Source organism: Streptomyces sp. NPDC002730 (assembly GCF_042888805.1).
Classification (GTDB): Bacteria; Actinomycetota; Actinomycetes; order Streptomycetales; family Streptomycetaceae; genus Streptomyces.
The window spans coordinates 382,578-405,360 of record NZ_JBIAQG010000003.1 but is presented as its reverse complement, the minus strand read 5'-3'; the positions used below and the strand labels follow the sequence as shown (position 1 = coordinate 405,360).

The 22,783-nt window shown below is 70.9% G+C and carries 15 protein-coding genes; 4 read left to right on the top strand and 11 right to left on the bottom strand.

Annotated features, from left to right (window positions below):
• Positions 1–131: 131 nt before the first annotated feature.
• Together ACFYXH_RS10105 and ACFYXH_RS10100 are read right to left on the bottom strand one after the other, a co-directional pair.
• Positions 132–7,664, bottom strand: coding sequence for an SDR family NAD(P)-dependent oxidoreductase (locus tag ACFYXH_RS10105; protein WP_389561610.1), 7,533 nt, complete (start codon positions 7,662–7,664; stop codon positions 132–134).
• A gap of 390 nt (positions 7,665–8,054) precedes the next feature.
• Complete coding sequence (locus ACFYXH_RS10100) at positions 8,055–9,461, bottom strand: cytochrome P450 (RefSeq protein WP_389561609.1); 1,407 nt, start codon at positions 9,459–9,461, stop codon at positions 8,055–8,057.
• A gap of 575 nt (positions 9,462–10,036) precedes the next feature.
• On the opposite strand from ACFYXH_RS10100, the gene ACFYXH_RS10095 reads away from it, so the two are divergent.
• Together ACFYXH_RS10095 and ACFYXH_RS10090 are read left to right on the top strand one after the other, a co-directional pair.
• Positions 10,037–11,776 (top strand): BTAD domain-containing putative transcriptional regulator, encoded by a 1,740-nt coding sequence (locus ACFYXH_RS10095; protein ID WP_389561608.1) that lies wholly within the window; start codon positions 10,037–10,039, stop codon positions 11,774–11,776.
• Positions 11,777–11,819: 43 nt separating this feature from the next.
• Positions 11,820–12,929 (top strand): Rieske 2Fe-2S domain-containing protein, encoded by a 1,110-nt coding sequence (locus ACFYXH_RS10090; protein ID WP_389561607.1) that lies wholly within the window; start codon positions 11,820–11,822, stop codon positions 12,927–12,929.
• A 128-nt stretch (positions 12,930–13,057) separates the two neighbouring features.
• Here ACFYXH_RS10090 and ACFYXH_RS10085 read toward each other — a convergent pair whose 3' ends face one another.
• From ACFYXH_RS10085 to ACFYXH_RS10060, 6 genes are all read right to left on the bottom strand, one after another.
• Positions 13,058–13,243, bottom strand: coding sequence for a 2-hydroxymuconate tautomerase (locus ACFYXH_RS10085; protein ID WP_073923219.1), 186 nt, complete (start codon positions 13,241–13,243; stop codon positions 13,058–13,060).
• A gap of 34 nt (positions 13,244–13,277) precedes the next feature.
• A complete protein-coding gene (locus ACFYXH_RS10080; protein WP_389561606.1) occupies positions 13,278–13,781 on the bottom strand; it encodes a hypothetical protein in 504 nt (167 codons plus the stop codon).
• Positions 13,778–14,929 carry an N-methyl-L-tryptophan oxidase gene (solA, locus tag ACFYXH_RS10075; RefSeq protein ID WP_389561605.1) on the bottom strand — a complete coding sequence of 384 codons (1,152 nt, stop codon included), beginning with the start codon at positions 14,927–14,929 and terminating at the stop codon, positions 13,778–13,780. Before solA ends, ACFYXH_RS10080 begins: the two co-directional genes overlap by 4 nt.
• Positions 14,930–14,937: 8 nt before the next feature.
• Complete coding sequence (locus ACFYXH_RS10070) at positions 14,938–15,594, bottom strand: FMN-binding negative transcriptional regulator (protein ID WP_389561604.1); 657 nt, start codon at positions 15,592–15,594, stop codon at positions 14,938–14,940.
• Positions 15,595–15,655: 61 nt separating this feature from the next.
• Positions 15,656–16,954: a lysine N(6)-hydroxylase/L-ornithine N(5)-oxygenase family protein gene (locus tag ACFYXH_RS10065; RefSeq protein WP_389561603.1), complete on the bottom strand. Its 1,299-nt coding sequence runs from the start codon at positions 16,952–16,954 to the stop codon at positions 15,656–15,658.
• A gap of 554 nt (positions 16,955–17,508) precedes the next feature.
• The gene (locus ACFYXH_RS10060) at positions 17,509–17,709 is read right to left on the bottom strand and encodes a hypothetical protein (protein WP_389561602.1); all 201 of its coding nucleotides are present in this window, start codon (positions 17,707–17,709) and stop codon (positions 17,509–17,511) included.
• 321 nt (positions 17,710–18,030) lie between these two features.
• Here ACFYXH_RS10060 and ACFYXH_RS10055 point away from each other — a divergent pair, with 321 nt between their 5' ends.
• Entirely contained in the window at positions 18,031–18,714 is a 684-nt protein-coding gene (locus tag ACFYXH_RS10055) for a winged helix-turn-helix domain-containing protein (protein WP_389561601.1), read from the top strand.
• Positions 18,639–19,292: a transposase gene (locus ACFYXH_RS10050; RefSeq protein ID WP_389561600.1), complete on the top strand. Its 654-nt coding sequence runs from the start codon at positions 18,639–18,641 to the stop codon at positions 19,290–19,292. Before ACFYXH_RS10055 ends, ACFYXH_RS10050 begins: the two co-directional genes overlap by 76 nt.
• Before the next feature lie 37 nt (positions 19,293–19,329).
• On the opposite strand, the gene ACFYXH_RS10045 is transcribed toward ACFYXH_RS10050, so the two are convergent.
• The 3 genes from ACFYXH_RS10045 to ACFYXH_RS10035 all read right to left on the bottom strand — a co-directional run bounded on the left by ACFYXH_RS10045 (position 19,330) and on the right by ACFYXH_RS10035 (position 22,684).
• The gene (locus ACFYXH_RS10045) at positions 19,330–20,475 is read right to left on the bottom strand and encodes a 3-deoxy-7-phosphoheptulonate synthase (protein ID WP_389561828.1); all 1,146 of its coding nucleotides are present in this window, start codon (positions 20,473–20,475) and stop codon (positions 19,330–19,332) included.
• Positions 20,476–20,835: 360 nt separating this feature from the next.
• Positions 20,836–21,492 carry a flavodoxin family protein gene (locus ACFYXH_RS10040; RefSeq protein WP_389561599.1) on the bottom strand — a complete coding sequence of 219 codons (657 nt, stop codon included), beginning with the start codon at positions 21,490–21,492 and terminating at the stop codon, positions 20,836–20,838.
• A 133-nt stretch (positions 21,493–21,625) separates the two neighbouring features.
• On the bottom strand, positions 21,626–22,684 hold the full coding sequence (locus ACFYXH_RS10035; protein ID WP_389561598.1) for a hypothetical protein: 1,059 nt from the start codon (positions 22,682–22,684) through the stop codon (positions 21,626–21,628).
• Positions 22,685–22,783: the final 99 nt, after the last annotated feature.

Genomic DNA, 22,783 nt, shown 5'->3' with positions numbered 1-22,783 from the left:
TGATCCGGAAAACGGATCTGGCCTGCCCGGCTGCCGGATCCGTTTCCTGGATGACTGGTATGCGGTTGCGCTGCCGGTCCCGCGGCCCGGCCGGGGTGCGGCCGGTTCGGCCGCACCCCGGCACGGGGTCGTCAGGACTGGCTGTCGGGGCGGAGCTGGTTGAGGACGGTGGTGGCGATGCCGGTCAGCGAGGCGGTCATCACCTCGGGGGCCGGGATCGCGCAACCGGTGTGGCGGCGGATGTGGCCGATGAGTTCGGTGGCGGTCAGTGAGTCGGCGCCGAGCTGGTCGATGCGGCGGCCGACGTCGACGCGCTCCGGCGTGGTGTGGAGACCGGAGGCCAGCCAGGCGGTGAGGGCCTCCAGCAGGATCGGGCGGGCCTCCTCGGCGCTGGCGGCGGCCCGCAGGCGCGGCAGCAGGCTGTCGTCGTCGCCGGCGTCCGCCGTGTGCACCAGCATCGCGGTGCGCGGCGCGGTGACCGCGGGGAGGAAGGCCATCAGCGCCTGCTCCCGGCCCCGGGACTCGGCGACCACCGCGGAGACCGTGGTGTCCGGGTCGTGGAGCAGCATGTCGAGCCGGTCCAGGGCCTGGGCCGAGGTCATGGGCAGGATGCCGTAGTCGCTCATCACCGAGGTGATCCCGGTGCGGAGCACGTAGCCGACGTCGGAGATGGCACCGAACTGCAGGACGGTGGCGGGCAGGCCGTCGTGCCGGCGCTGGTGCGCGATGTTCTCCAGCGCGAGGCTGGCCGCGGCGTAGGAGGCCTGCCGCCGGTTGCCCAGCAGCGCGGCGAAGGACGAGTACATGACGAAGAAGTCGAGGTCCCGCTTGCGGGCGTGGGCGTCGAGCAGGAGCGCTCCGGTGAGCTTGGGGTTGAGGACGGTGAGGTACCGCTCGGCGGACAGGTCGGTGATCTCGCCGTCGTCGAGGACCATGGCGGCGTGGATCACCCCGGCGAGCCGGCGTCCGCCCGCGTCGATGTCGCGGAACAGCTGGTCGACGGTCTCCGGGTCGGAGACGTCGACGGCGCGCGCCTCCACCTGGACGCCCTGGGCGTTCAGGCTGCTGACCAGGGCGGCGGCGTTCTGGTTGTCCGCGGTGCCGCGCCGGCTGACGAGCGTGAGGTGGCGCGCCCCCCGGCGGACCAGGTGCCGGGCGGTCTCGGCGCCGAAGCCGTCGAGACCGCCGGCGACCAGGTAGGTCGCCGTGGCGTCCAGCACCGGCGCGTCGGCGGCGCGGTCCAGCGGGACGCCGTCCTCGAGCAGGATGACCGTCTTGCCGGCCCCCTGGCCGGCCAGGACGCCGTCCATGGCCTCGTGGATCCGGTCCGCGGAGTAGACCGTGTGGGGCACCGTGCCGCACTCGCCGCTGTCGATCATCTTCTGCAGGTCCTGCAGGCAGCGGTCCACCCTGGCGGAGGGCTGCTCGAACCAGCTGACCACGTCGACGGCGTGCACGGTGGCGCCGCGCTCCAGGGACGGCATCTGCAGCGGCGCCGGGGTCGGCGCCACGTCGAAGAAGTGCCCACCCGGCGTCAGCAGGTCCAGCGCGCGCTGGCGCAGGTCCGGCGTGATGGCGCCGAGGTTGAGGATGACGTCGACGCCGCCCCCGGTGACCTGGCGGACCTCCTCGGCGAAGCCGGGAGCACCCGAGTCCACCACGTGGTCGATCCCCGGCAGGCTCAGCAGCGCGCGCAGCGCCGGCGTCGCGGCGCCGACGATGACGCGGCTCCCGGCGCGCCGGGCGAAGTCGATGGCCGCCAGCCCGGTCGCGTCGGACCCGCCCAGGACCAGGACGCTGTCCTCCGGTCCCAGGTCGGCCAGGTGGCCCAGGACGTGGTGCGTGGTCAGCTGGGCGGTGAGCAGGGTCGCCGCCGCGACGGAGGTGACCTGCTCGGGCAGCTTCACCACCCGGTCGGCGCGCAGGTTGATGTGCGAGGCCAGCCAGCCGCCGGCCGTGATCCCGGCGACCCGGTCGCCCGGGACGACGCCGGTGACGTCGTCCGCGACGGCGGTCACCACGCCCGTGCCCTCGCAGCCGAGGTGGACGTCGCCCGGACGCGCGCCGCGCGGCGGGAGCAGGCGCCCGGTGGTGAAGAGGGCGTCCCTGCCGTTGAGGGCCGCGGCCTGCACCCGCACGGTGATCTCCCCCGGCCCGGGGGCGGGGATGCCGCTGTCCTGCCAGACCAGCCGGGGCGGGGCGCCCGCCTCGCCGTGCACGGTCAGCGCGAACTGCGCGGTGGTGCCGTGGGCACGGGTCCGCCGGGTCTCCGGCACCGCCTGCACCCGCACGGCGAACCGGCCGTGCGCGGTGATCACGCACTCGTCCTCGGCGTCGGGGTGGGTGATCTCGTACGCCACGTGGCCGGCCGCCTGCTCCGCCGACCCCGCGGTCCCGCCGACGACGCGGATCCTGCGGACCGTCACCAGCGGCTGCTCGTTGGCCAGGCTGCGGGTGGCACCCCACAGGGCCGCACCGGTGTGCGTCATCGGGGCGTCCAGGCTGTCGGCGGTCGTCGACGCGACCAGCCACAGGGTGGGCTGGAGGTCACCGCCGGCCCGCGCGCAGTCGCCGGCCAGGGCGCTCAGCTCCGCACAGGCCCGGGCGACCCGCGCGGTGATCTGCTCGGCCGTCGCCGGCTCGGTGTCGTCGGCGATCAGCACGACGTCGACCGGCCCGGCGGCCGGCAGCAGGGCCGCCCAGTCCGTCTGCGGCTGGAAGGCCGAGACCGCCACCTCGCGGGCTCCCGTGGCGGTCAGGGCGGCTGCCACGAGGGCGCCCAGGCCCTCGGCCGAGCCGTTCCCGTTCTCGGTGATCAGCAGGCACGGGGAGGTCGCGACGTCCGCCTCCTGCTCCCACTGCTCGCCGGCGGGTTCGGCGCCCGTGGCGCGCACCGCCGCGATCACCGAGGCGGGAACGCCCTCCACGTCCGGCTGCGCGCTCAGGAACGCGCTGGTGGAGAAGCCCGCCTGCTCCAGCACCGGCGCCCACTGATCGCGGGTCAGCGCCGCGCCGGCCGGCCGCAGTTCGGTGTCGGTGGAGTCCCAGAAGGAGTCCAGGATGCCGAACAGGGTCGCCACGTAGGCGTTGCTGTGCATCTCGAGGGCGACGAGCTGGCCGTTGTCGTCCAGCAGCGTGGCGGCGTGGCGCATGCCCCGGGTGATGTCGGTGGTCGTGTGCAGGGCGTTGCTCGCGATGACGAGGTCGAAGGAGCCCGCCACGAACCCCTGGTCGAGCGGGTCGACGCCCAGGTCGAGCGCGCGGTACTCCAGGAAGTTGAAGGCGGCGAAGCGGGCCTCGGCCTTGGGGAAGAACGCCGAGGAGACGTCGGTGTAGACGTAGTGCGTGCGGTCGGCCGGCAGGTGGGGCAGGATCCGGGCGGTGAAGCCGCCGGTGCCGGCGCCGATCTCGAGGATCCGCAGCGGCCGGTCGGCCGGCCAGTCGGCCAGGGCGGTGCTGAGGTACGCCACGGCGGCGTCCGACAGGTAGGTGAGCCCCGGGTCGTGGTTGTAGACCTGCGCGGCGATCGGACCGGACTCGCCGAACAGGACCTCCAGGCCCTCCGCCTCACCGGTGAGGACGCTGGGCAGGCTGCGGCCGACCCAGGCGGCGGCCTGCCACATCACGATCAGCTCGGGGAACTCGGCGAGCCAGGCCTGCAGGAGCTCCTCGGGAACCGGGGTGCCGCTCTGCTGCCAGCCGCCCTCCGGACGAGCGGTCACCAGCCCGTACCGGACCGCGATCGCCAGCATCGTCTCGACCATCTTGCACAGGCTCTCCCGGACGCCCGCGCTCCTCAGGTCGTCCATGGTGAAGGCCCGCTCGCCGGCCGGGCCGGCGGGCTCGATCGCGCCCCGTGCCACCGCGGACTCCAGGATGCGGTCCACCGCGGCCGCCATGAACTGCGCGCTCAGCTGCCGGGACCGCTCCATGTGGCCGCTGTAGCCGGCCTCCCGGAACGCCTCGTCGAGCCGGGTGACGACCGGGACGCAGTCCTCGATGACCCGGGCGGGCGCGGGCAGCGGGCTGGGGGTGCCGGGCAGCGCGGTCATCCGCGGGCGGGCCCTGAGCACCTCGTTGTAGACCCGGGGCGCGGGCGAACCGGTGTTCTCGATGCGCCGCGCGTACACGTCCACCAGGTCGAGCAGGACCGTCCCGTCGGTGTCGCAGACGGTGATGTCGCACATGAGGCCGGTCTCGACCACGGCCGTCAGCCGCATGTGCGCCACGACGGTGGCGGGCAGCGGGCCCCAGACGCGGACGCTGCCCATCGACACCGGCAGGTGCGGGACGTAGGGCTGCGCGGAGCCGGTGACGGCGCGGGCGGACAGCGGCAGCATCGCCTGGAGGCAGCCGTCGAGCAGGACCACGCGAGCCTGGTGCTCGCTGTCGGCGAACCGGTCCGTGCGCAGCCGCGCCAGGCCTTCGCTGTCCTGGACGGCCAGCGTCTCCAGCGTCTGGAAGGCCGGCCCGTAGTGCAGCGAGACCGCGGTGCAGGCCCCGTAGTGGTCGGACATGTCGACGCTCTCGCTGATCCGCCCGGCGAGGGCGGCCAGGTCCAGCGGAGCGGGCCGGCCGTCGGCCAGGCCGCGCCAGCGCCCGTTCACGTGCTGGACGGCCTCGATGTCGTGCCCGGTGTGCCCGGCGACGACGAAGGTCCCGTCGGGGCGGACGGTGGTGGTGGTGCGCACCGGGGCCGCGCCGGGCTCGCTGGGCAGGACCAGCGACCGGGCGATGGCTATGTCGAGCAGTTCGACGGGGCCGCCGTGCACCTCGCGGGCCGCCGACAGCGCCATGTCGAGGAAGCCCGTGCCGGGCATGACGACGGCCTCGCCGACCTTGTGGTCACCGATCCAGGCCGCGCTCTGCTCCCGGCCCCAGGTCGGGTCGCCCGCGAGCAGGCGCCGGCCGAGCAGCGGGTTGGACGCGGGCGGCTGCGGCGCCGGCGCGATCTCGTGGTCGGACCACCACGAGGGGTCGCCCAGCTGGAAGCGCTGGCGCTGCCACGCGTAGGCCGGCACGTCGACGACGCGACCGCCCCGGGGGAAGAACCGGTCCCAGTCCAGCTGCGCCCCGGCCGCGACCGCGCGCAGCACGGTGCCGCCCAGGGTCTGCGGACCGGCGCTGATCCGGGTCAGCGTCGACGCGACCTCCACCGAAGCGCCCTCGTCGATGGCGATGCGGCGCAGGTAGCCGCTGAGCGCCGGGTGGGGGCCGACCTCGACCAGGACGTCGCAGCCGTGCTCCTCGCCGACCAGCGCCGCGACCGCACCGGCGAACTGGACCGGCTCGCGCACGTTGCGCCACCAGTAGTCGGCGTCCATCTCCTGGTCCGCGACCGCGCGGCCGGTGACGGTGGAGATCAGCGGGATCTCGCCCGGACCGGCCGCGAGCTCGCCCAGGCCCTCCTTCAGCGGGCCGCGGACCGCGTCCATGGCCGGGCTGTGGAAGGGGTAGTCCAGGCGCAGGAACCGGAAGGACACGCTGTCGGCGACGCAGCGGTCCTCGAGGGCCTCCAGCGTCTCGCTGTCGCCGGCCAGGGTGACGTCGTTGCGGGAGTTCACGGCCGCGACCACCACGCGGTCGGCCGACCCCGTCTCGTCGAGCAGGCGCTGGGCCTGCGCGGGCGACAGCACCACGGCCGCCATCCGCCCGGTCCCGAAGGTGGGCGCCTGCGAGAGGCTGCGGTGCGCGATCACGCGGCACGCCTGGGAGCGGTCGAGCACGCCGGCGCAGTAGGCGGCCGCGACCTCGCCGACGCTGTGGCCGCAGACCGCGTGCGGGAGCACGCCCCGCTCGCGCAGCGACATGACCAGGCCGGCCTGCAGCGCGAACAGCATCGGCTGCGCCACCTCGGTCAGCGCCCACCGGGCGTTGTCGGGCGTGGCCATCTCGGCCTCGACCGACCAGCCGAGCAGCGGCTCCAGTTCGCGGCTGACGGCCTGGACCTCGGCGGTGAAGGCGGCGTCGTGCCCCAGCAGCTCCGCGCCCATCCGCGGCCACTGGGTGCCGTTGCCGCTGAAGACGAACCCGACGCGTCCGCGGGAGGTGCTGACGGCCGAGGCCGCCGCGTCCGACGCGCCCTTCTCCGCCAGCTCCCGCAGCGCCTGCGCGGCCGCCGCGCCGCTGGTGGCCAGCACGGCCGCGCTCAGCTCGCGGCGCTCGCGCCGCCGCACGGTGGTGTACCCGACGTCCGCCAGGGCGGAGTCGTCGATGGCCTCCAGGTGGTCGGCCATCGCCAGCGCCGACTCGCGCAGCGCCGCCTCGGTGCGGCCGGTGACCACCACCGGCACGGCCGCGCCCGCCGGGGCGGACGCGCCCGCGTCGGCGCCCGGGGCCGGCTGCGCGTCCAGCAGCTCCAGCACCACGTGCGCGTTCGCGCCGCCGATGCCGAACGAGTTCACGCCGGCGATGCGCCGCACGCCGGGGCCGCCGTCCAGCGGCTGCATCGCCGTCACCGGGTCGAGCCCCAGCCCGCCGAAGTCGATCGACCGGTTCAGCGGCTGCGCGTGCAGGGTCGCGGGCACCCGCTGCTCGCGCAGCACCAGCAGGGCCTTGAACAGGCCCGCCATGCCGGCCGCGGCCTCCAGGTGTCCCAGGTTCGACTTCACCGAACCGATCGGCAGCGGCTTCCCGCTGCGCCGCCGGCCCAGCACCCGTCCCAGGGCCTCGCACTCCGCCGGGTCGCCCGCGGCCGTGCCGGTCCCGTGGGCCTCCACGTACGACACCTGGTCGGCGGTCACCCCCGACTCGGCGTACGCGCGCTCCAGCATCGCCGCCTGCGCGTCCGCGCCCGGCATGGACATCCCGAGGGTCCGGCCGTCGGCGTTGACCACCGACGACCTGATCACCGCGTGCACCCGGTCGCCGTCGGCCAGGGCGCGGCTCAGGGTCTTCAGCAGCACGACGCCCGCGCCCTCGGACCGGACGAAGCCGTCGCCGTCCTGCGAGAACGAGTGGCAGCGCCCCGTCGGGGAGAGCATCGACGCCTGGCTGGAGATGACGTGCCCGCCCGGGCCGAGCACCAGGTTCACGCCACCGGCCAGCGCGACGTCGCAACGGCCCGAACGGACCGTCTCGGCCGCCAGGTGAAGGGCCGTCAGGGAGGAGGAGCAGGCCGTGTCGACCGTGTGGGACGGCCCGTGGAAGTCGAACAGGTAGGACAGGCGGTTCGCCGCACTGAACGCCCCGGTTCCGGTGGGGGCGAACGAGTTCATCACCCCGGGGCGGCGCAGCAGCAGGCCCCAGTAGTCCTGGACGGTCAGGCCCATCACGACCGCCACGTCCGAACCCGCCAGCAGCCGCGGGTCGACGCCGCCGTCGTCGAAGGCCTCCACCGCGCACTCCAGCAGCAACCGCTGCTGCGGGTCGATCTGGGCGGCCTCCTTCGGCGAGATGCCGAAGTATTCCGGGTCGAACCCCCAGACGTCCCCGAAGATCCCGGCCGCGCCGGTGTAGGCCTTCCCCGGCCGCACCCCGCCGCCGTCGATCACGAAATCGTCGGTGCTGAACCGGTCACCGGGTACCGACGTGACGAGGTCCTCGCCGCCGGCCAGGGCCGCCCACAGCCCGCCCAGGGTGGTGATCCCCCCCGGGAGGCGCAGACCCACCCCGATCACCGCGACAGGCTCCCCCGTGCCCTCGGCAGTCCTGGCACCGCTCATGCCGCCTCGTTCCTGACTCACCATTACTGCGCCTGCCTTTCACATCTCGCGTTTCCGGACAGGGGATCCTGTAGCCGTCCGCGCGGCTGCTCGTGGTTCTCGGAAACTCGCACCGGTCCCCGTTCGGGGACCGGTGTCCGGTAGGGAGTGGAGAAGACCGGGTTCGGCGGGGCACGGTCCACCGCACGGTGTCCTGCGGGCTTGCGCCGCGTCACACCGTGGGAACGCCACCGCGTTGCCGGAGATCGACGGGTGCGCCCCGGAGCCCTGGAGGCTTCCCCACTCCAGGGCACGGGCGACCCGCGCGAGCGGCCCACCGGTCCCCCCGGGCGGCGGGAACAGCCTCGCCGACCCGGGTTGGTTCATGCGCTCGCGCCGTGTTCTGTGCGCTTATGCGGCTGCCCTGGCGGTCAGTCGCATCTTGAGGTCACGCGGCCCCATCGAGGGGGTGATGGCCGGGTGCCCCTGGCCGGGCATCGGCTCCAGCCGCCAGCGGGAGGCGATGTCCGCCAGCGCCAGCACGGCCTCGGTGACGGCGAACTGGTCGCCGATGCACTTGCGCGCGCCGCCGCCGAAGGTGAGGAAGGCGTTGTTGCGCGGGGTCGAGTGCCGCTTCTCGGCGTCCCAGCGGTCGGGGTCGAAGGCGTCGGGGTTCGGGTAGTAGTGCGGCAGGCGGTGCATCGCGTAGGGGCTGTACGCGATGGTCGTGCCGGCCGGGATGTCGTAGTCGCCCAGGCGGGTGTCCGCCGTGACGATCCGGGTCCAGATCATTCCGGCCGGCGGGTACAGCCGCAGCGTCTCGGTGATGATCTGGTCGGCGAGCTTCAGGTCGGGCAGGTGGTCCAGGGAGACCGGCTTGCCCTCCAGGACGCGGTCGACCTCGGCCCACAGCCGCTGCTGGATGTCCGGGTGACGGGCGATCAGGTACAGCGCCCAAGACAGCGCGATCGCCGTCGTCTCCGAACCCGCCACCAGGAAGGTCAGCACCTCGTTGCGGAGTTCGGCGCTGCTCAGACGCTCGCTCTGGCCGCCGCCGACCGGGCACTCGGAGGCGCCGGTGTCGCGGGACGCCAGGAGCGCCGAGAGCAGGTCCCCGTGGTCCTCCGGGTTGGCCTGGGCCTTGGCGATGATGTCGGTCACGGTGTTGTGGAGCCCGGCCAGGGCCCGCTGGTAGCGCCGGTTGCCCGGGGTGGGTATCCGGTTCAGCACGGCCGGCGTGAACGTCTGCCGGTAGGTCGCGTGCTGCACCTCGATGGCGTCGCTGACCAGCTGGCGCAGGTCCTGCGGGGGCAGCGTCCCGCCGAGCATCGCCTGGAGCATGTTGTGCATCGTCAGGCTGAGCATCTCCGCCGGCATGTCCAGGACCTGACCGTGGCGCCACTTGCCGGTCATCAGGCTCGTGCCCTCGGTCATCACCTGGGCGTAGCCGGAGAGCCGGTTGCGGTGGAACGCGGGCTGGACCAGCCGGCGCTCCCGCCGGTGCATCGAGTGCGGGCAGGTCACCAGGCCGTCGCCGAACACCTCCTTGGCCCGGTCGAACAGCAGGCCGCCCTTGTCGTAGGTGCGGTCGTTGAGGAGGATCTGCGAGGTCAGCTCCGGGTCGCAGACCATCACCGCCTTGAGCGGGCCGACGCTGATGCTCATGACGTCGCCGTGCGCGGGCAGCGAGCGCAGGAATCCCCGCGGGTCGCGCAGGGCCTTCACCGCGTGACCCACGACGGGGAGGCCGCCGGGCGCTACGGGAATGTCATCACCGGGATTCGCGGTGGTCCTCTTGCCTGCAAGCGAGTTGCGCATGCGACCCTCCCAGGTGCGTCAAATGCCATTCCGGCCCATTTGAAAAACGGGCCGATAATGAATGATCGAGTGTTTTACTGATGCGACACAAATGAGCGCCTTTCGCGATAGCTCAGACTATCGGCATGATCGCGACGGGGGCGTGACTCGAGCGTGATCGAAGCGTGATCCCGCTGGTCGTCCCCACTTTCACCGACTGAACCCGGCCAATCGTCCGCGCCGGAAGGCGCTCCGGGATCGCCGGCAGGGCGCCGGAGCCGGACCCCCCCTGGTGACGATTGCTGACCAAAGATCACAAACGGAACTCCAAACATGACCCGGCCACTCCTGGCGGAAACCGCCGACGGGTCTTGACGGCCACCATCGAAATATTGATTCAATAGCATCGTGTGTCCGGAACCTAGGTGCTTCACGGGTTCCGGTTGACGAGAACTGCTACTCGAACGGGGGCGTAAGTGCAGTTCGCAATCCTTGGGTCGGCTACGGTGCGTTCCGCGAGCGGCGACCCCCTGGCAATTATGAGACCCCGCCAGCGGAGCACGCTGTGCATCCTCTTACTGAATAGCGAACGCCGGGTGAGCAAGGAATATCTCGCCGACGCGTTGTGGGGAGCCGACCTGCCCAGCGATCCGGGCGGCGCGCTCCGGAGCAACCTCTACGGCCTGCGCAAGGCGACGCCGATCAAGGGCCGGCTGCAGACCGGCCGCGACGGCTACGGCCTCGCCCTGCACGAGGGCGACGTGCTGGACCTGCACCGCTTCCGGGGCCTGGCCCAGCAGGCGCGGACGGCCCAGCTGCTGGGCGACGTCGACGCCGCGGCCCGGCTGTTCCTGCGCGCCCTGGACACCTGGGGCGACCCGCCGCTGGCCGACATCCCGGCCACGCCGATCATGCAGCCGGTCATCTCGGAACTGCTCGAACACCGCCACGCCGTCCAGGAGTCGCTGGTGGACGCCCGGCTGGCCCTCGGTCAGCACCACGAACTGCTGCCGTTCCTGATGTCGCTCACCACCGCGCAGCCGCTGCGGGAGCGCCGGTGGGAGCAGCTCATCCTCGCCCTGTACCGGTGCGGCAGGCGGGCGGAGGCGCTGGACACCTTCACCCGGGCGCGCCGGCTCCTCGTCGAGGACTACGGCATCGACCCCGGGGGCCCGCTGCAGCACCTTCAGCAGCTCATCCTGGCGGACGACCCGCTGCAGGCCCTGACCCTGCCCGTCCCGCCCCAGCGGATCCACGCCGACACCGCGCGCGAGCCGCGCCCGCAGCGGCCCGAGGTCCCCCGGCCGCTGGTCGGTGTCCCCCACCAACTCCCGGCCGAGCCGCGGAACTTCATCGGGCGCGAGGCCGAGCTCAGGATGCTCACCGAGGTGGCGGACGGGATGTCGCCGGTCGGCTCCTCCCCGGTGGTCTCCGTGCTGTGCGGCCCCCCGGGGATCGGCAAGACGGCCTTCGCCCTCCACCTCGCCCACCGGATCGCGGACCGCTTCCCCGACGGGCAGCTGTACATCGACCTGGGTGCCTTCGGCCCGGCGACCGACCCGGTCGGCATCCAGCAGGCGATCCGGTCCGTCCTCGCCCCGCTGATCCGGCTGCCGGAGCCGGACACGATGTGCCCGGCCGCCTACGCCAACCTGTACCGGACCACCCTCGCGCAGCGGCGGATGCTCATCCTGATCGACAACGCGTACGACAGCGCGCAGGTGCAGCCGCTGATCCCGGCCGGCCCGCAGTGCATGGTCATCATCACCAGCCGCCGCAAGCTCACCGGCCTGGTGACCTCGCACGGCGCCCGGCTGACCACCCTGGACCTGCCCTCCCGGGCCGAGGCGACGGCCCTGCTCGCGAGCCGGCTGGCCGCCGGCGACCTCGCCGTCGACAGCGCCGCCCTCGCCGAGGTGACCGAGGCGTGCGCGCGGCTGCCCCTGGCGCTGGTGATCGCGGCCACCCGAGCGGTCGGCAGGCCCATGGTCCCGCTGCGCCACCTGGCCGACGAACTGCGCAGCGAGCAGAACCGGCTGAACGTGCTGCGCGGCGGCCGGGCCTCGGGCGACATCCGGGCGGCCTTCTCGTGGTCCTACCGGCGCCTGACCTGCGCCGAAGCACGCATGTTCCGCGTCCTCGGCGCGCACCGGGTGCGCGAGATCACCGCCGCCGAGGCGGGCCGGCTGGCCGAGGTGCCGACCCTGGCGGCGATGCAGGCCCTCACCGGGCTCGCCTACGCGCACCTGATCCGGGAGTACGCCCCCAGGCGGTACCGCTTCGACGACCTGGTGGGCGCCTACGCGGCCGAGAAGGCGCAGGAGGAAGAGGACTGACCGCCCGGGTGGCGGCCGTGAGCAGAGGAACGAGGAGGAAGACTTGAACAGGCGATCGCTGGCCGGGCTCCGGGATCTCCTGCGGCCGGGAGCCGGTCCGTCGCGGGCCGACCTTGCCGTGGGAGCGGAGGACCGGGCGCCGCTGCCGTACCCGTCGGGCTGGTTCTGCCTGGCGCTGTCCCGCGAGGTGCCGGCCGGCGCGGTGGTGAACCGGCGCTTCATGGGGCGCGACGTCGTCCTCTACCGCACCAGGGGCGGCGTCCTGCGGGTCGTGGACGCCCACTGCCCCCACCTGGGCGCCCACCTCGGCGCCGGCGGGGCGGTGGACGGCGAGCACCTGGTGTGCCCGTTCCACCGGTTCGCCTTCGACGTCGAGGGGTCCTGCGTCAGGGCGCCGGGCGGCACCCCGCCCCGGGCGGCGCTGGGGCAGTACCCCGTGCGCGAGCGGGGCAGGGTCGTCTACGTCTGGCACGGCCACGACGCCGTGCCGCCCTCCTGGGAGCCTTCGGAGCTGTCCGACGACCGGTTCGCGCCCGCCGCCACCTGGAGCACGGTCCTGACCTCGCACCCGCAGGAGGTCATGGAGAGCTTCGTCGACTACGAGCACCAGGCGGTCGTGCACAACGTCGCGCTCCGTGAGGTGAAGCCGCCGCTGGAGGACGGGCCGCTGCTGCGCATCGCCTTCGGCGCGGCCATCAGGCTCTCCGTCGGCCTGGGGACCATCCGGGTGGAGCAGGGCCTGGCTCTGTCCGGACTCGGCCTGGCATCAGGTGAGGTGACGCTTCACCAGATCGGCATGACGCTGGGGGTGGTGGTCACGGCGACCCCGGTCGGGCCGTGGCGGACGCAGCTGCGGGTGGTCATCATGACGGACGCCGCCTCGCGCCCGGACTCCCCCCTGCTCCGGAAGGCCGCCGCCATGTCGCTGTCCGCCGTGGCGGGGCAGGCGCTCATGCGGACCGTGGTCCACCACATGGTCCAGGACGCCCGGATCTGGAACCGGAAGCGGTACCTGCCGGACCCCGCGCTCACCTCCGAGGAGGGCGCGATCGGCCAGTACCGCGGCTGGGTGGGGCAGTTCTACCCCCCTGGAGGCACCGGCCGACCGGACCTGACCAGCGGCCGACCCGGGCCCGTCCGGGATGCGCAATGAACTCCCTGCGGACCGCAGGGAGTTCATTGGCGTCCGGGCACCGATCAGGACCGCCGGCCGGCCTGCGTGCAGCCGGCCGGGGCGACTCTCCGCGCCCCGGCGACGGCTGACGGTGCGACAGGTCGCGCCTAGCGGCGGGAGTACATGGTCCCGCCGAGCGCCCAGTGCTCGCGGTCGACCTCGTCGATGATCACCCAGACGTCCTCCTGCTTGGCGTCGCAGGTGCGCACGATCGCCTCGGTCACCTCCTTGACGAGGGCTTCCTTCTGGTCGGAGGTGCGACCGGGGAACATCTGCACGCGGATCATGGGCATGTGGTTCTCCTCAAGGGGGTTGGGGATCGGTGGGTCAGCTGAGCGGAGCGACGAGGTAGGGCCTGCCGAGTCCGGCCGCGTACGCGAGCGTCTCCCAGGTGCCCGACCCGTCATCGGTGCCGGTCAGCGGGAAGCCGATGACGAGGTCGCTGTGGTCGACGAGCCAGCGGTTGCGCGTGGTGAACGCGGCCGGGCCGATGCCCTCGGGGTGGTCGAGCTCGACGATCCGTTCGACGCGGCCCGCGGCGTGCGCCTGCTCGATCGCCTCCCGCGCGTCCGCCGGCTGGTCGGCGCACCGCACGGGGACGGCCACGACCAGCCGGCCGGCGTCGCGACCGGCCAGGAAGCGCAGCGCCGAGGTGTCGACGCCCGCGGCGCCGCCGAGCAGCCAGCCGCGGTCCGCGGCCGGTCCGTCGGCGAACGGCGCGAGCACGCGCTCGAACAGCTCTGCCAGGACGCCTCGTCGCGACTCGACCTGACGCGTGCCGGTGATGGCGATGGTCAGGCCCCGGTGCACGGTGCGGCCCGCGCCGGTCACGCGTTCGCGTCGGTCAGGCGGCGCGGGTCGAACAGCGAGATGTCGTGGGTGCTGGCGCCCTCGGTGGCCAGCTGCGCGATCACCTCACCGAGCGCGGGGGCGAACTTGAAGGCGTGGCCCGAGGTGCCGGCGGCGACGGTGATCCGGTCGCTCTGGGCCGACGGGCCGATGATGAAGCCCAGGTCGGGCGAGTTGTCGTACATGCAGACGCGGCTGCGCAGGTAGCGGCCGGGCAGCGCCGGGATCCGCTTGGCCAGGAACTCCCGCACGGCCTCGACGTCCTGCGTGCTGACGTGGCGGTCGAGGGAGTCCGGGTCCGCGAGCTCGCCGCCGCTGTGGATGCCGGCCTTGACGCCGCCGGAGGGGCCGTCGACGGCCGGGTGGCCGTAGCCGACCGTGCCGTTCTCGCCCTCCCAGATCCAGTACGGCTGACGGCCGGTGTAGAAGTCCTCGGCCCGCGAGATCGGGTCGAACCAGAGCATCACCTTCCGCAGGACCTTGATGTGCGGCCGGAGCTCGGGGAGCAGCTGCGGGGCCCAGGCGCCGGCCGCGACCACCAGGCGGTCGGCCTCGTACACGCCGGTCTCCGTGCGCACCCGCACACCGCTGCCGGTGTCCGAGAAGTCCAGCACCTTCTCGTCGAACCGCAGGTCGGCGCCGTGCTTGCGGGCGAGGTCGAGGTGCGCGGTGACGACCTGCTCGGGACGCACGTAACCCGAGGACGGGTCCCACACGGCGACGTCGCCCGGCCCGGGGTTGAACTCCGGGAAGCGCGAGCGGATCTCGTCGCTCTCCAGGTACTCGAACTCCAGGCCCGCCTCCCGGGCCGAGGCGAGCGCGGCGGGCACGAGCGCGCCGCCGGCCGGGCCGACGCAGATCCCGCCGGTGCGGTGGAACAGCGTCTCGCCGCGGATCTCGCCGAGCTCGTCCCAGAGGTCGTAGGCGCGGTCGAGCAGCGGGACGTACCCGGCGCCCATGAAGTACGCCTTCCAGACCCCGCGGCTCTCGCCGTGGCTCGCACCGCGCGCGTGCGCGGGCCCGAACCGGTCGATGCCGATCACCCGGCTGCCGCGCGCGGCCAGGTGGTAGGCCGCGGCGCTGCCGAGCCCACCCAGGCCGACTATGAGGACATCAGCGGTTTCGGTCACGTTCTCTCTCACTCTCCGGTGGTGGCGGTCGGGGCGGCGGTCCTCATCAGGTGGCTGACCTCCCGGCGCAGCCCGACCGGGCTGGTGGCGAAGTGCGCGACCACCTTGTCCCTGGTGCAGTCGGCCTGTTCCTGGCTGAGCTTGAGCATCGTGTCGACCGACTCGACGGTGAAGCGGAAGGCGCCGACGCCGTCGACGATCTTGTCGAAGTAGTCGAGCGACGGGCCCGGGTCCCAGCCGAGGCCGTGCTCGGCCTCGAAGGCCGCCACCGTCCAGCGCACCACGTCGAGCGCGTCCTCCCGGGCGGGCATCGGGTGGATGCGGCCCTGGACGTGGGTGGTGGCGAAGTTCCAGGTGGGGGCGGCCGGGGTCTGCTCGTAGACGGCGGCGGAGACGTAGGCGTTCGCGCCCTGGAAGACCAGGGTCGCGTGCTGCCCCTCGTACAGCGTCTCCCAGTGCGGGTTGGCCCGGTTGAGGTGGCCGTAGAGCGTGACGCCGCTCAGCGACTCGATCCCCTCGGGCTCGGCGGCCGGCGGGAAGATCACGGGCAGGTGCGTGGCGAACGGCGCCGCGGGTCCGTTGCTCAGCAGCAGGGCCAGCGGGTACTCGCGGATCAGCCGGACGGCTTCGGCGTCCGGGGACTGGTAGATCTTCGGAACGTACATCTCGTGCGTCTCCTTTCTCCTGGGCGCCCGCCCGACCTCCCGGAAGCCTCCGGGACCCCGGTCATCGGGCGGACGCGGTGAGGACCTGGGCGGGAACCGCGGCCGTCACGGCCGCGAGGATCTCGCCGGCGCGCACCGCGGTGACCGAGAGCAGCGTCGAGGCCAGGCCGTGGGTGTGCTCCGTCGGGCCCTGCAGGTAGATCCCGGCGCGGATCCGGTCGGTGGTGACGAGCCGGTAGTCGCGGTCGAGGTGCGGGCGGGACTGGTCGTCCAGCTTGAGCTGGTCGGCCAACGAGCCGAGCAGGGCGAGCGGATCGGCCGGGCGGTACCCGGTGCCGAACACGACCGCGTCCGTCTCGAACTCGGTCAGCTCCCCGGTGGGCAGGTGCTCCACGACCAGCCGTACCGCGTCGGCCTCCTGCGACAGCGAGGCGAGCCGGCTGACGTTCATCATGACCAGCCGCGGCTGGGTGCCCCGCACCTGCTCCCGGTAGGACCGCGCGTACAGGTCCTGGATCAGTTCGAGGTCCACGACCGCGTAGTTGGTGTTGCGGTGGTAGTCGACCAGCCGGCGGCGGACGTGCTCGGGCGCCACGTAGTACTCGTCGACGGCGTCGGGGTCGAAGATCTGGTTCGCGAACGGGGAGTCGTCCGCCGGGCTGTACCCGTAGCGCCCGAACACGGCCCGCACCTCGGCCTCCGGGAACCTCCCGTGCAGGTGCGCCACCGCCTCGGCGGCGCTCTGCCCGGCACCGACGACGGTGAGGCTGCGCGGCGCGACGGACTCGAACTCCGGCAGCCGGTGCAGCAGTTCCGAGGTGTGCCAGACCCGGTCCGACCGCTCGATGCCGTCCGGCAGCCAGGGCTGCAGACCGGCGGCGATCACCACGTTCCGGGTGCGGTGCACCTCCTCGGCCCCGTCGCGGTGCACCACGACGTCGAGCAGGTCGACGGCCCCGTCCGGGCCGGACACCGGACGGATGTCCACCACCTGCGCGCCGTAGCGCACCAGGTGCCCGACCCGCTCGGCGCACCACGCGAGGTAGTCGTGGAACTCGGTGCGCAGCGGGAACAGCGACTTCTGGTTGATGAACGCGGCGAGCCGGCCCCGGTCCCGCAGGTAGCACAGGTAGCTGTGCGGGCTGGCCGGATTCCGCATGGTGACCAGGTCCTTGAGGAACGAGACCTGCATCGTCGCCTCGTCCAGCAGCATTCCGGTGTGCCAGCCGAAGGCCGGCTGCCGCTCCAGGAACAACGCGTCGCACCCGGCCGTCGCGCCCGCTTCGTCCAGCGCGAGCGCGACGGCCAGGTTCGACGGTCCGAATCCGACGCCGACCAGGTCGAGCACCGCTTCCGGCATGGTGGGGCTCCTCTGACGAAGTGGAGAACGGGTTGCGTCCCGGCGTGTGCGATGCCCCCGTGGACCGTGGTGCAGCCGGGGCGGGACCGGATTCATCCTTGATCGGGCCCCCCGCTCAAACAAGCAGCGCTGTCGGCGATGGCCCGATCGCCATCCGCTTTGGCCGGTTCGAACCCGACCCCGAGTGGCTTTGTCGCCCTTCAGATTGCTTGTCCGCAAAGGAGACTGACGACCCGTCATGTACGTCCGGGGGGCTAATGCGGCGGCATGGCACATACGCTCCTTTTCCAACCCCCGCAACAGCCAAGCCAGTAGACCCACCCCGACCCCCCGCCCCACTCGCGACCGTCCCCCTGCCCGGCATTCCGACCTGCGCACCCGCCGAACTCCAGCCCCCCGAACCGGAGTCGGCCACCGCCCACCCCCACCGACCGCCCACCGATTCCCACCCACGGATGCGTCCACGAATTCCCGCCCCGCCCGCCCCGCCCGCCCCGCGTGAATGTCATGACTATTCGTCAGATACGACCGAATCCGTCGCGACTGCGGCACGCTCAGATCGACTGGAAGTACTCCGGCATCGCCTCCGCCGGCAGCGCCCGGGTGAGGAGCGCGTACGCCGGCCCGTACGGCGTGTCCGTCTTCCAGGTCTCCCACTGATCGAGCTCATGCCGCAGGTAGCGCCGCAACAGCTGGCGGAACTGCTCCCACTCGGCGTCGTTCAACGGCCCGTCCGGCACTGTCTCCTGCTCCATGCCCGCACCGTACCGCGCCGCAGTAGCACGCCCCCAGGATCGCAGCGTCAGACGTTCCCGCAGATGAGGGCCCTTCTCGTGCACGCCGTGTCGGCGGCCGACCAGGGATTGCTCAGCTCCGCGCACAGCGCGTGGCCCCGCACACCAACCAACTCGCCGCTCACCCCTGTGAAGCTCGGACGGACGCCCACTGCGTTGCAGAGCTTGGCGTATGCCACCCAACCCACGCCGGCACCCGCCACCGCCCCCGACTGGCCGTCACGTCATGCCTGATCCAGCACGGTCGCCGACTCGTCTCACCAGTCGACGACCAGCCGCAGGATGTGCGGCGCGGCTCAGAAGCCGGATGACCTTCCAAAACAGGCCCTAGACACCTTCGGGTTGGGGGTCTGGCGTAGATCCACTGTGACGCTTGCGGGTGATCGTCTCGGTAGCTTGGTGTCGGCTCTGCTGATCTGTATGCGATACGGCGATGGCGGTGGCGTTGACCAGGCAGAACGGGTACGCCGAGAGCGAGTGCGGCAGCGGACGGCGCAAATGTTCGCCGACGGCAAGTCGCCGGTCGAGGTCGCGTCGGTGTTGGAGGTGTCGACGAAGTCGGCATATCAGTGGCGGCGGGCCTGGGTCACCGGTGGCGTGCAGGCGTTGGCTTCGAAAGGGCCGTCGGGGCCGGATCCGAAGCTGTCGGACGAGCAGTTGGCCCGGTTGAAAGCACGGCTCGAGCTGGGGCCGGCGGCGGCCGGCTACGGCGAGGATCAACGCTGGACCCTCGTGCGGGTGGTGGCGTTGATCGCGACGATGTTTCATCTGCGGGTCGGGATCACCACGGCGTGGCAGGCGATGCGCCGGCTCGGCTATACCCCGCAGTTGCCGATCCATCGGGCGGTCGAGCGGGACGAGGCCGCGATCGCGCACTGGCGGCGGTATCAGTGGCCGGCGGTAAAACAGTCGCCGCGCGCTCGGGCGCCTGGATCGTCTTCGCGGACGAGTGTGGCCAGACGCTGAAGGCGCACAAGGCCACCACCTGGGCACCGAAAGGCGAAACACCGGTGGTGAAGGTGACCGCCAAGGGCACGGTGCGGGTGTCGGTCGTCGGGCTGTGCTGCTATCGGCCCGGCGACCGCTCCCGGCTGATTTACCGCACCCTGCTCTACCGTGGCCGCAAAGGCGAACCGAAAGGGTTCCGCGAGCCGGAGCTGATCCGGTTGCTGAACGCCGCTCACCAGCAGCTACGGGCACCGATCGTGCTGATCTGGGACCGCCTGTCGCTGCACAGGACTCCCGCGATCCGCTCGGCGATCGCCGCCCGCTGCTGGCTGCTGGCTGCTGGCTGCTGGCTGCTGGCTGCTGGTCTACCAGCTACCCGCCTACGCGCCCGAGCTCAACCCGGTCGAGAAGGTCCGGTCGACGATGAAAGGCAGCCTGGCCAACCTCGCCGCCCGCACCGCCGGCGAACTCGCCGCCGCGGTGAAGAACCGCCTCAAACGCATGCAATACCGCACCCGTCTGATCGACGGCTACCTCACCGGAACAGGTCTATCTCCACCGTTACCGACCAGACCTTGATCGCAAAAGGTGTCTAGCGGCCGGTCGTCGTTCTGTGGACGGTGGTCGCGTCGCTCAACGACGCCAGGCCGACACGACTGCCACGGCCTGGTCGATGTTGAGGCGTGGGTCGCAGAGGGTGGTGTAGCTCAGTGGGTCGAGGAGGTCATCGAGATATGACTCGTCCGCCACACATTCACCGACGTTCTCCGGCGTGGCTTCCAGGTGCAGCCCCCCTGCGACCACGTGCTCTGCGGCGGCCACCTCTTGGAAGAGCTCCACTTCGCGCTTGATGCTGGTCAGCAGGCGGGTCTTGCGGCCTAAGGGGCCGCGCTGAGTGTTGCCGTGCATCGGATCGCACAGCCAGATGACCGGATGCCCCGCGTCGCGGATAGTGGCCATCAACGGTGGCAGCCACTCCGCGACCCGATCCGCGCCCATCCGGGAGATGAGCGTCAGTCGGCCGGGCGTACGAGCCGGGTCCAGGACCGAACAGAGTTGAGTCAGCTCGGCGGGTGTCATCGTCGGACCGACCTTGCAGGCCACCGGATTCTCGACCCGGGCCAGCAGCTGCACGTGTGCACCGTCCAGCTGGCGGGTGCGGTCCCCGATCCATGGCCAGTGCGTCGAGGACAGCAGCAAGCCTCGCTGGCCACGACGCAGCAACGGCAGCTCGTAGTCCAGCACGAGGGCCTCGTGGCTCGTCCACACAGGTGCCGCGGTCGGCAGACCCCAGGTGCCGCCGAGTCGGCGCAGGAATTCCGTTCCGGCGTGAGCGGCCCGGTAGCCGGTGAGCAGGCGCGCCGGATCCGGCTGGCGTAGCTGCGGATCGGGCTGCGGGTCGTTGACCAAGTGGCCGCGGAACGCCGGTAGCTCGAGCTCTCCGTGCCGCTCCAGGTCGGCGGAGCGGGGCTTGGCGAACTGACCCGCGATCCGACCCACCCGCACCACGGACAGGCCGGTTCGGGCTTGCATCGCCCCGGCCAGCGCGTCGAGCATGCCGGCCTTGCGGCCGAGCACCTCGGGAACGCAATCCGCGGGGTCCTCGGCGCAGTCGCCCGCCTGCAGGATCTGTAGTCCGCCGGCCGCGACCTCGGCGAGGAGCAGCCGCAGATGGCGTACCTCGTCCCAGGTCACCAGGCCGGGTAGGTCACTGAGTGCGCTGCTGAGCCGTTCAGCCAGACCGTGGTCCTTCCACCGCGGTTGCTGCTGGGCCGGCAGAGTGCGAAGCCATTGACCCTCGCGCTCCGGATCCGAAGTGAAATCGGTTTCAACTAACGGTGTGAGGGTGAGAGGCGTGGTCACGGATTTGATCCCCCGAATTGGAAGCTCGTCGCTCCAAAGTTGCGGACATCTCGTCGCTCCAAAGTTGCGGACATTCCGCCGATGGCCAACCGGCACCTAGCCGGTTCCGGAAGGCGAAGGCGGACAACTACTCAGATGGGTAGGAGGTCGCGCACTAGATCGATTGGAATGGTCATACCGTCCTGACTGAGCACCGACTCAGGGTGGAACTGAACCGGACGTCACGGTGTCGTGCGAACAGGCGGGCGACGGATGCCCCTGGCACGCGGAATCTGCTCACGCTCCAGGAAAGGACGCGACCGGGTCACCGCACCGCGGACGAGGCGGTGACTGAACCAACGGCAGTGCCGCGCGGTTGTGGGCCGGCGACCGGTTGTTGTCGAGGGTCATGCCAAGTTGGCGGCCCACGGCCACACATAGGTCGGGGGCCGCGGTGCGGGTCAGGTCCTCATGATTGTTCTGGGTGACGCACGCCGACGCCACGTTCCTGTTCTTCAGCCGCAGGTACCACGGGAACAACGATGCCAGCGCAGGCTCGGTCAGCATCGTGCGCGAATGCACGATCGTGCCCACCGTCATGTTGCCGAAAGGACGTTGCGTGGAGTTCATGAAGCTCTTCAAGCGCTCCTGGAAGATCTTCAGCACTGCGGGTACGTTCCCCGCGTACACCGGCATGGCGAGCAGCATCGCCTGCGCGCCCTCGGCCAGATCGATGACACGCTCGAAGTCGTCGTTGAGCGTGCACCGGCCCACCTCGGGATCAAGGCAGGTGTCCTCGCCTTCGCACATCTCGATGCGATGGTCGATCAACCGGATCCGCTGGATCTCCGCGTCGCCGACCTCCTGGACGACGCCGGTAATCGCCGCCTCGAGCAACGCGTCTGTCAGCGACGGGAGACGCCTCTGTGTGCAAGACAACGCAACGATCTTCATCTGGATGGACCTCCCCTTGTCCGCTCAGCGCCATTCAAGACCGACCACCTGACGAAGCGCCCGTGGCCGCACTCTGAGGCAGCCTCAACCACTCAAGAAGTGAATGCTTACCCGTCAAACGCCATTCAGCTCCCTACCGCCGCTCCGTTAGGAAACCAAACGCCTTACCGTTGATGGTAATGGTCATGTGCATTCCCGAACCTTCCTCGGCCGCTCCACGCGAGACTATCAGTGGCATGTGCCACTGATATTTCACGAGGGTTCCATTTGTCGCACGGAAGTCAGACCCGTCATATCGCGAGACGTCGCCGTAGTTATTGACGCCAAATCGACGGGGGTGCGCGGCTATCCCTGGCAACACAGCCCCGCCGGCTTTTGCAAAATCCTCTGGCGTCTCCAACTGCGCAACGGTTTTCTCCGCTTCGACTGCCAGCGCTTTGTAGTAGTCGCGAATCTGAGTACCACTGGATCGAGCAACCACCTCGCCCGGAACAAACAGGAACATGAGATGATTTCCGAAGAGAACGTTTGAGGCGTACGAGGCGTTCTTCATCACGAGAAGGTTTTCACTGGATCTTTTGAGAAATTCCGCTTTGACCATGTCGAGATGTGAACCGATCTTCAGGGCCGGCTCGACGGTCTCTCGAAGCTCCCAGGGCATGATTCGCACCGTTTCATTCTCATCAATGAACGGCTTCCTCTCGGGGAGATATTGGGCCAGGTCATCGGTCTGCAGTTGAAGCTCCGCTATCGCCTCCGCATTGCCGAACTGATCTTTGCCCGCCTTCATGGTGCTCATCAATGCCTGGTGGAAGCGGAAGCACCTGTAGCCGTCCTGCATTGACATGGGGAAGGCTGTAAAAATCCCCTGGATGTTGGGGTTCGACTTGTACGTGACGGACATCAACAGGAAGCCGTCGTAGTAATTGGGATACTCGTCGAGTACGATCCCCTGAAAGGATGAGACCGGGAATTCTTCCGGATCTTCGAACTGCCGTTCGATCAAATAACACTTTGGAAAGAGTGGGTTCTCGTCAAGGAAGTAATTGACTGCGTCTCGAAAATCGCCAAGCGAAAAAGGCTGCTCAACGCTATACGTTGAAAGCGCCGGGTAAAATTGCGCCACATTAAGGGGGCGCGGGAAAGACATTAGGTTTAGACGGATCATTTTGTCAACCATCGACAAAGGCATGCCTAATCACTCCGATACACGGGTACGAGAAGCGCTGGAAGACGTTTCGTCGGGGGTTCGGCAAAGTCGCGAAAAAATGTCCGAGTTGGTGGCATCGCT

Bases quoted from the DNA above. Each gene is read 5' to 3' on its own strand.
- ACFYXH_RS10040 (WP_389561599.1), bottom strand. From the start codon at position 21,492: ATGAAGATCGTTGCGTTGTCTTGCACACAGAGGCGTCTCCCGTCGCTG.
- ACFYXH_RS10070 (WP_389561604.1), bottom strand. From the start codon at position 15,594: ATGTACGTTCCGAAGATCTACCAGTCCCCGGACGCCGAAGCCGTCCGG.
- ACFYXH_RS10085 (WP_073923219.1), bottom strand. From the start codon at position 13,243: ATGCCCATGATCCGCGTGCAGATGTTCCCCGGTCGCACCTCCGACCAG.
- ACFYXH_RS10060 (WP_389561602.1), bottom strand. From the start codon at position 17,709: ATGGAGCAGGAGACAGTGCCGGACGGGCCGTTGAACGACGCCGAGTGG.
- ACFYXH_RS10100 (WP_389561609.1), bottom strand. From the start codon at position 9,461: ATGCGCAACTCGCTTGCAGGCAAGAGGACCACCGCGAATCCCGGTGAT.
- ACFYXH_RS10055 (WP_389561601.1), top strand. From the start codon at position 18,031: ATGTGCGGCGCGGCTCAGAAGCCGGATGACCTTCCAAAACAGGCCCTA.
- ACFYXH_RS10105 (WP_389561610.1), bottom strand. From the start codon at position 7,664: ATGAGCGGTGCCAGGACTGCCGAGGGCACGGGGGAGCCTGTCGCGGTG.
- ACFYXH_RS10035 (WP_389561598.1), bottom strand. From the start codon at position 22,684: ATGCCTTTGTCGATGGTTGACAAAATGATCCGTCTAAACCTAATGTCT.
- ACFYXH_RS10065 (WP_389561603.1), bottom strand. From the start codon at position 16,954: ATGCCGGAAGCGGTGCTCGACCTGGTCGGCGTCGGATTCGGACCGTCG.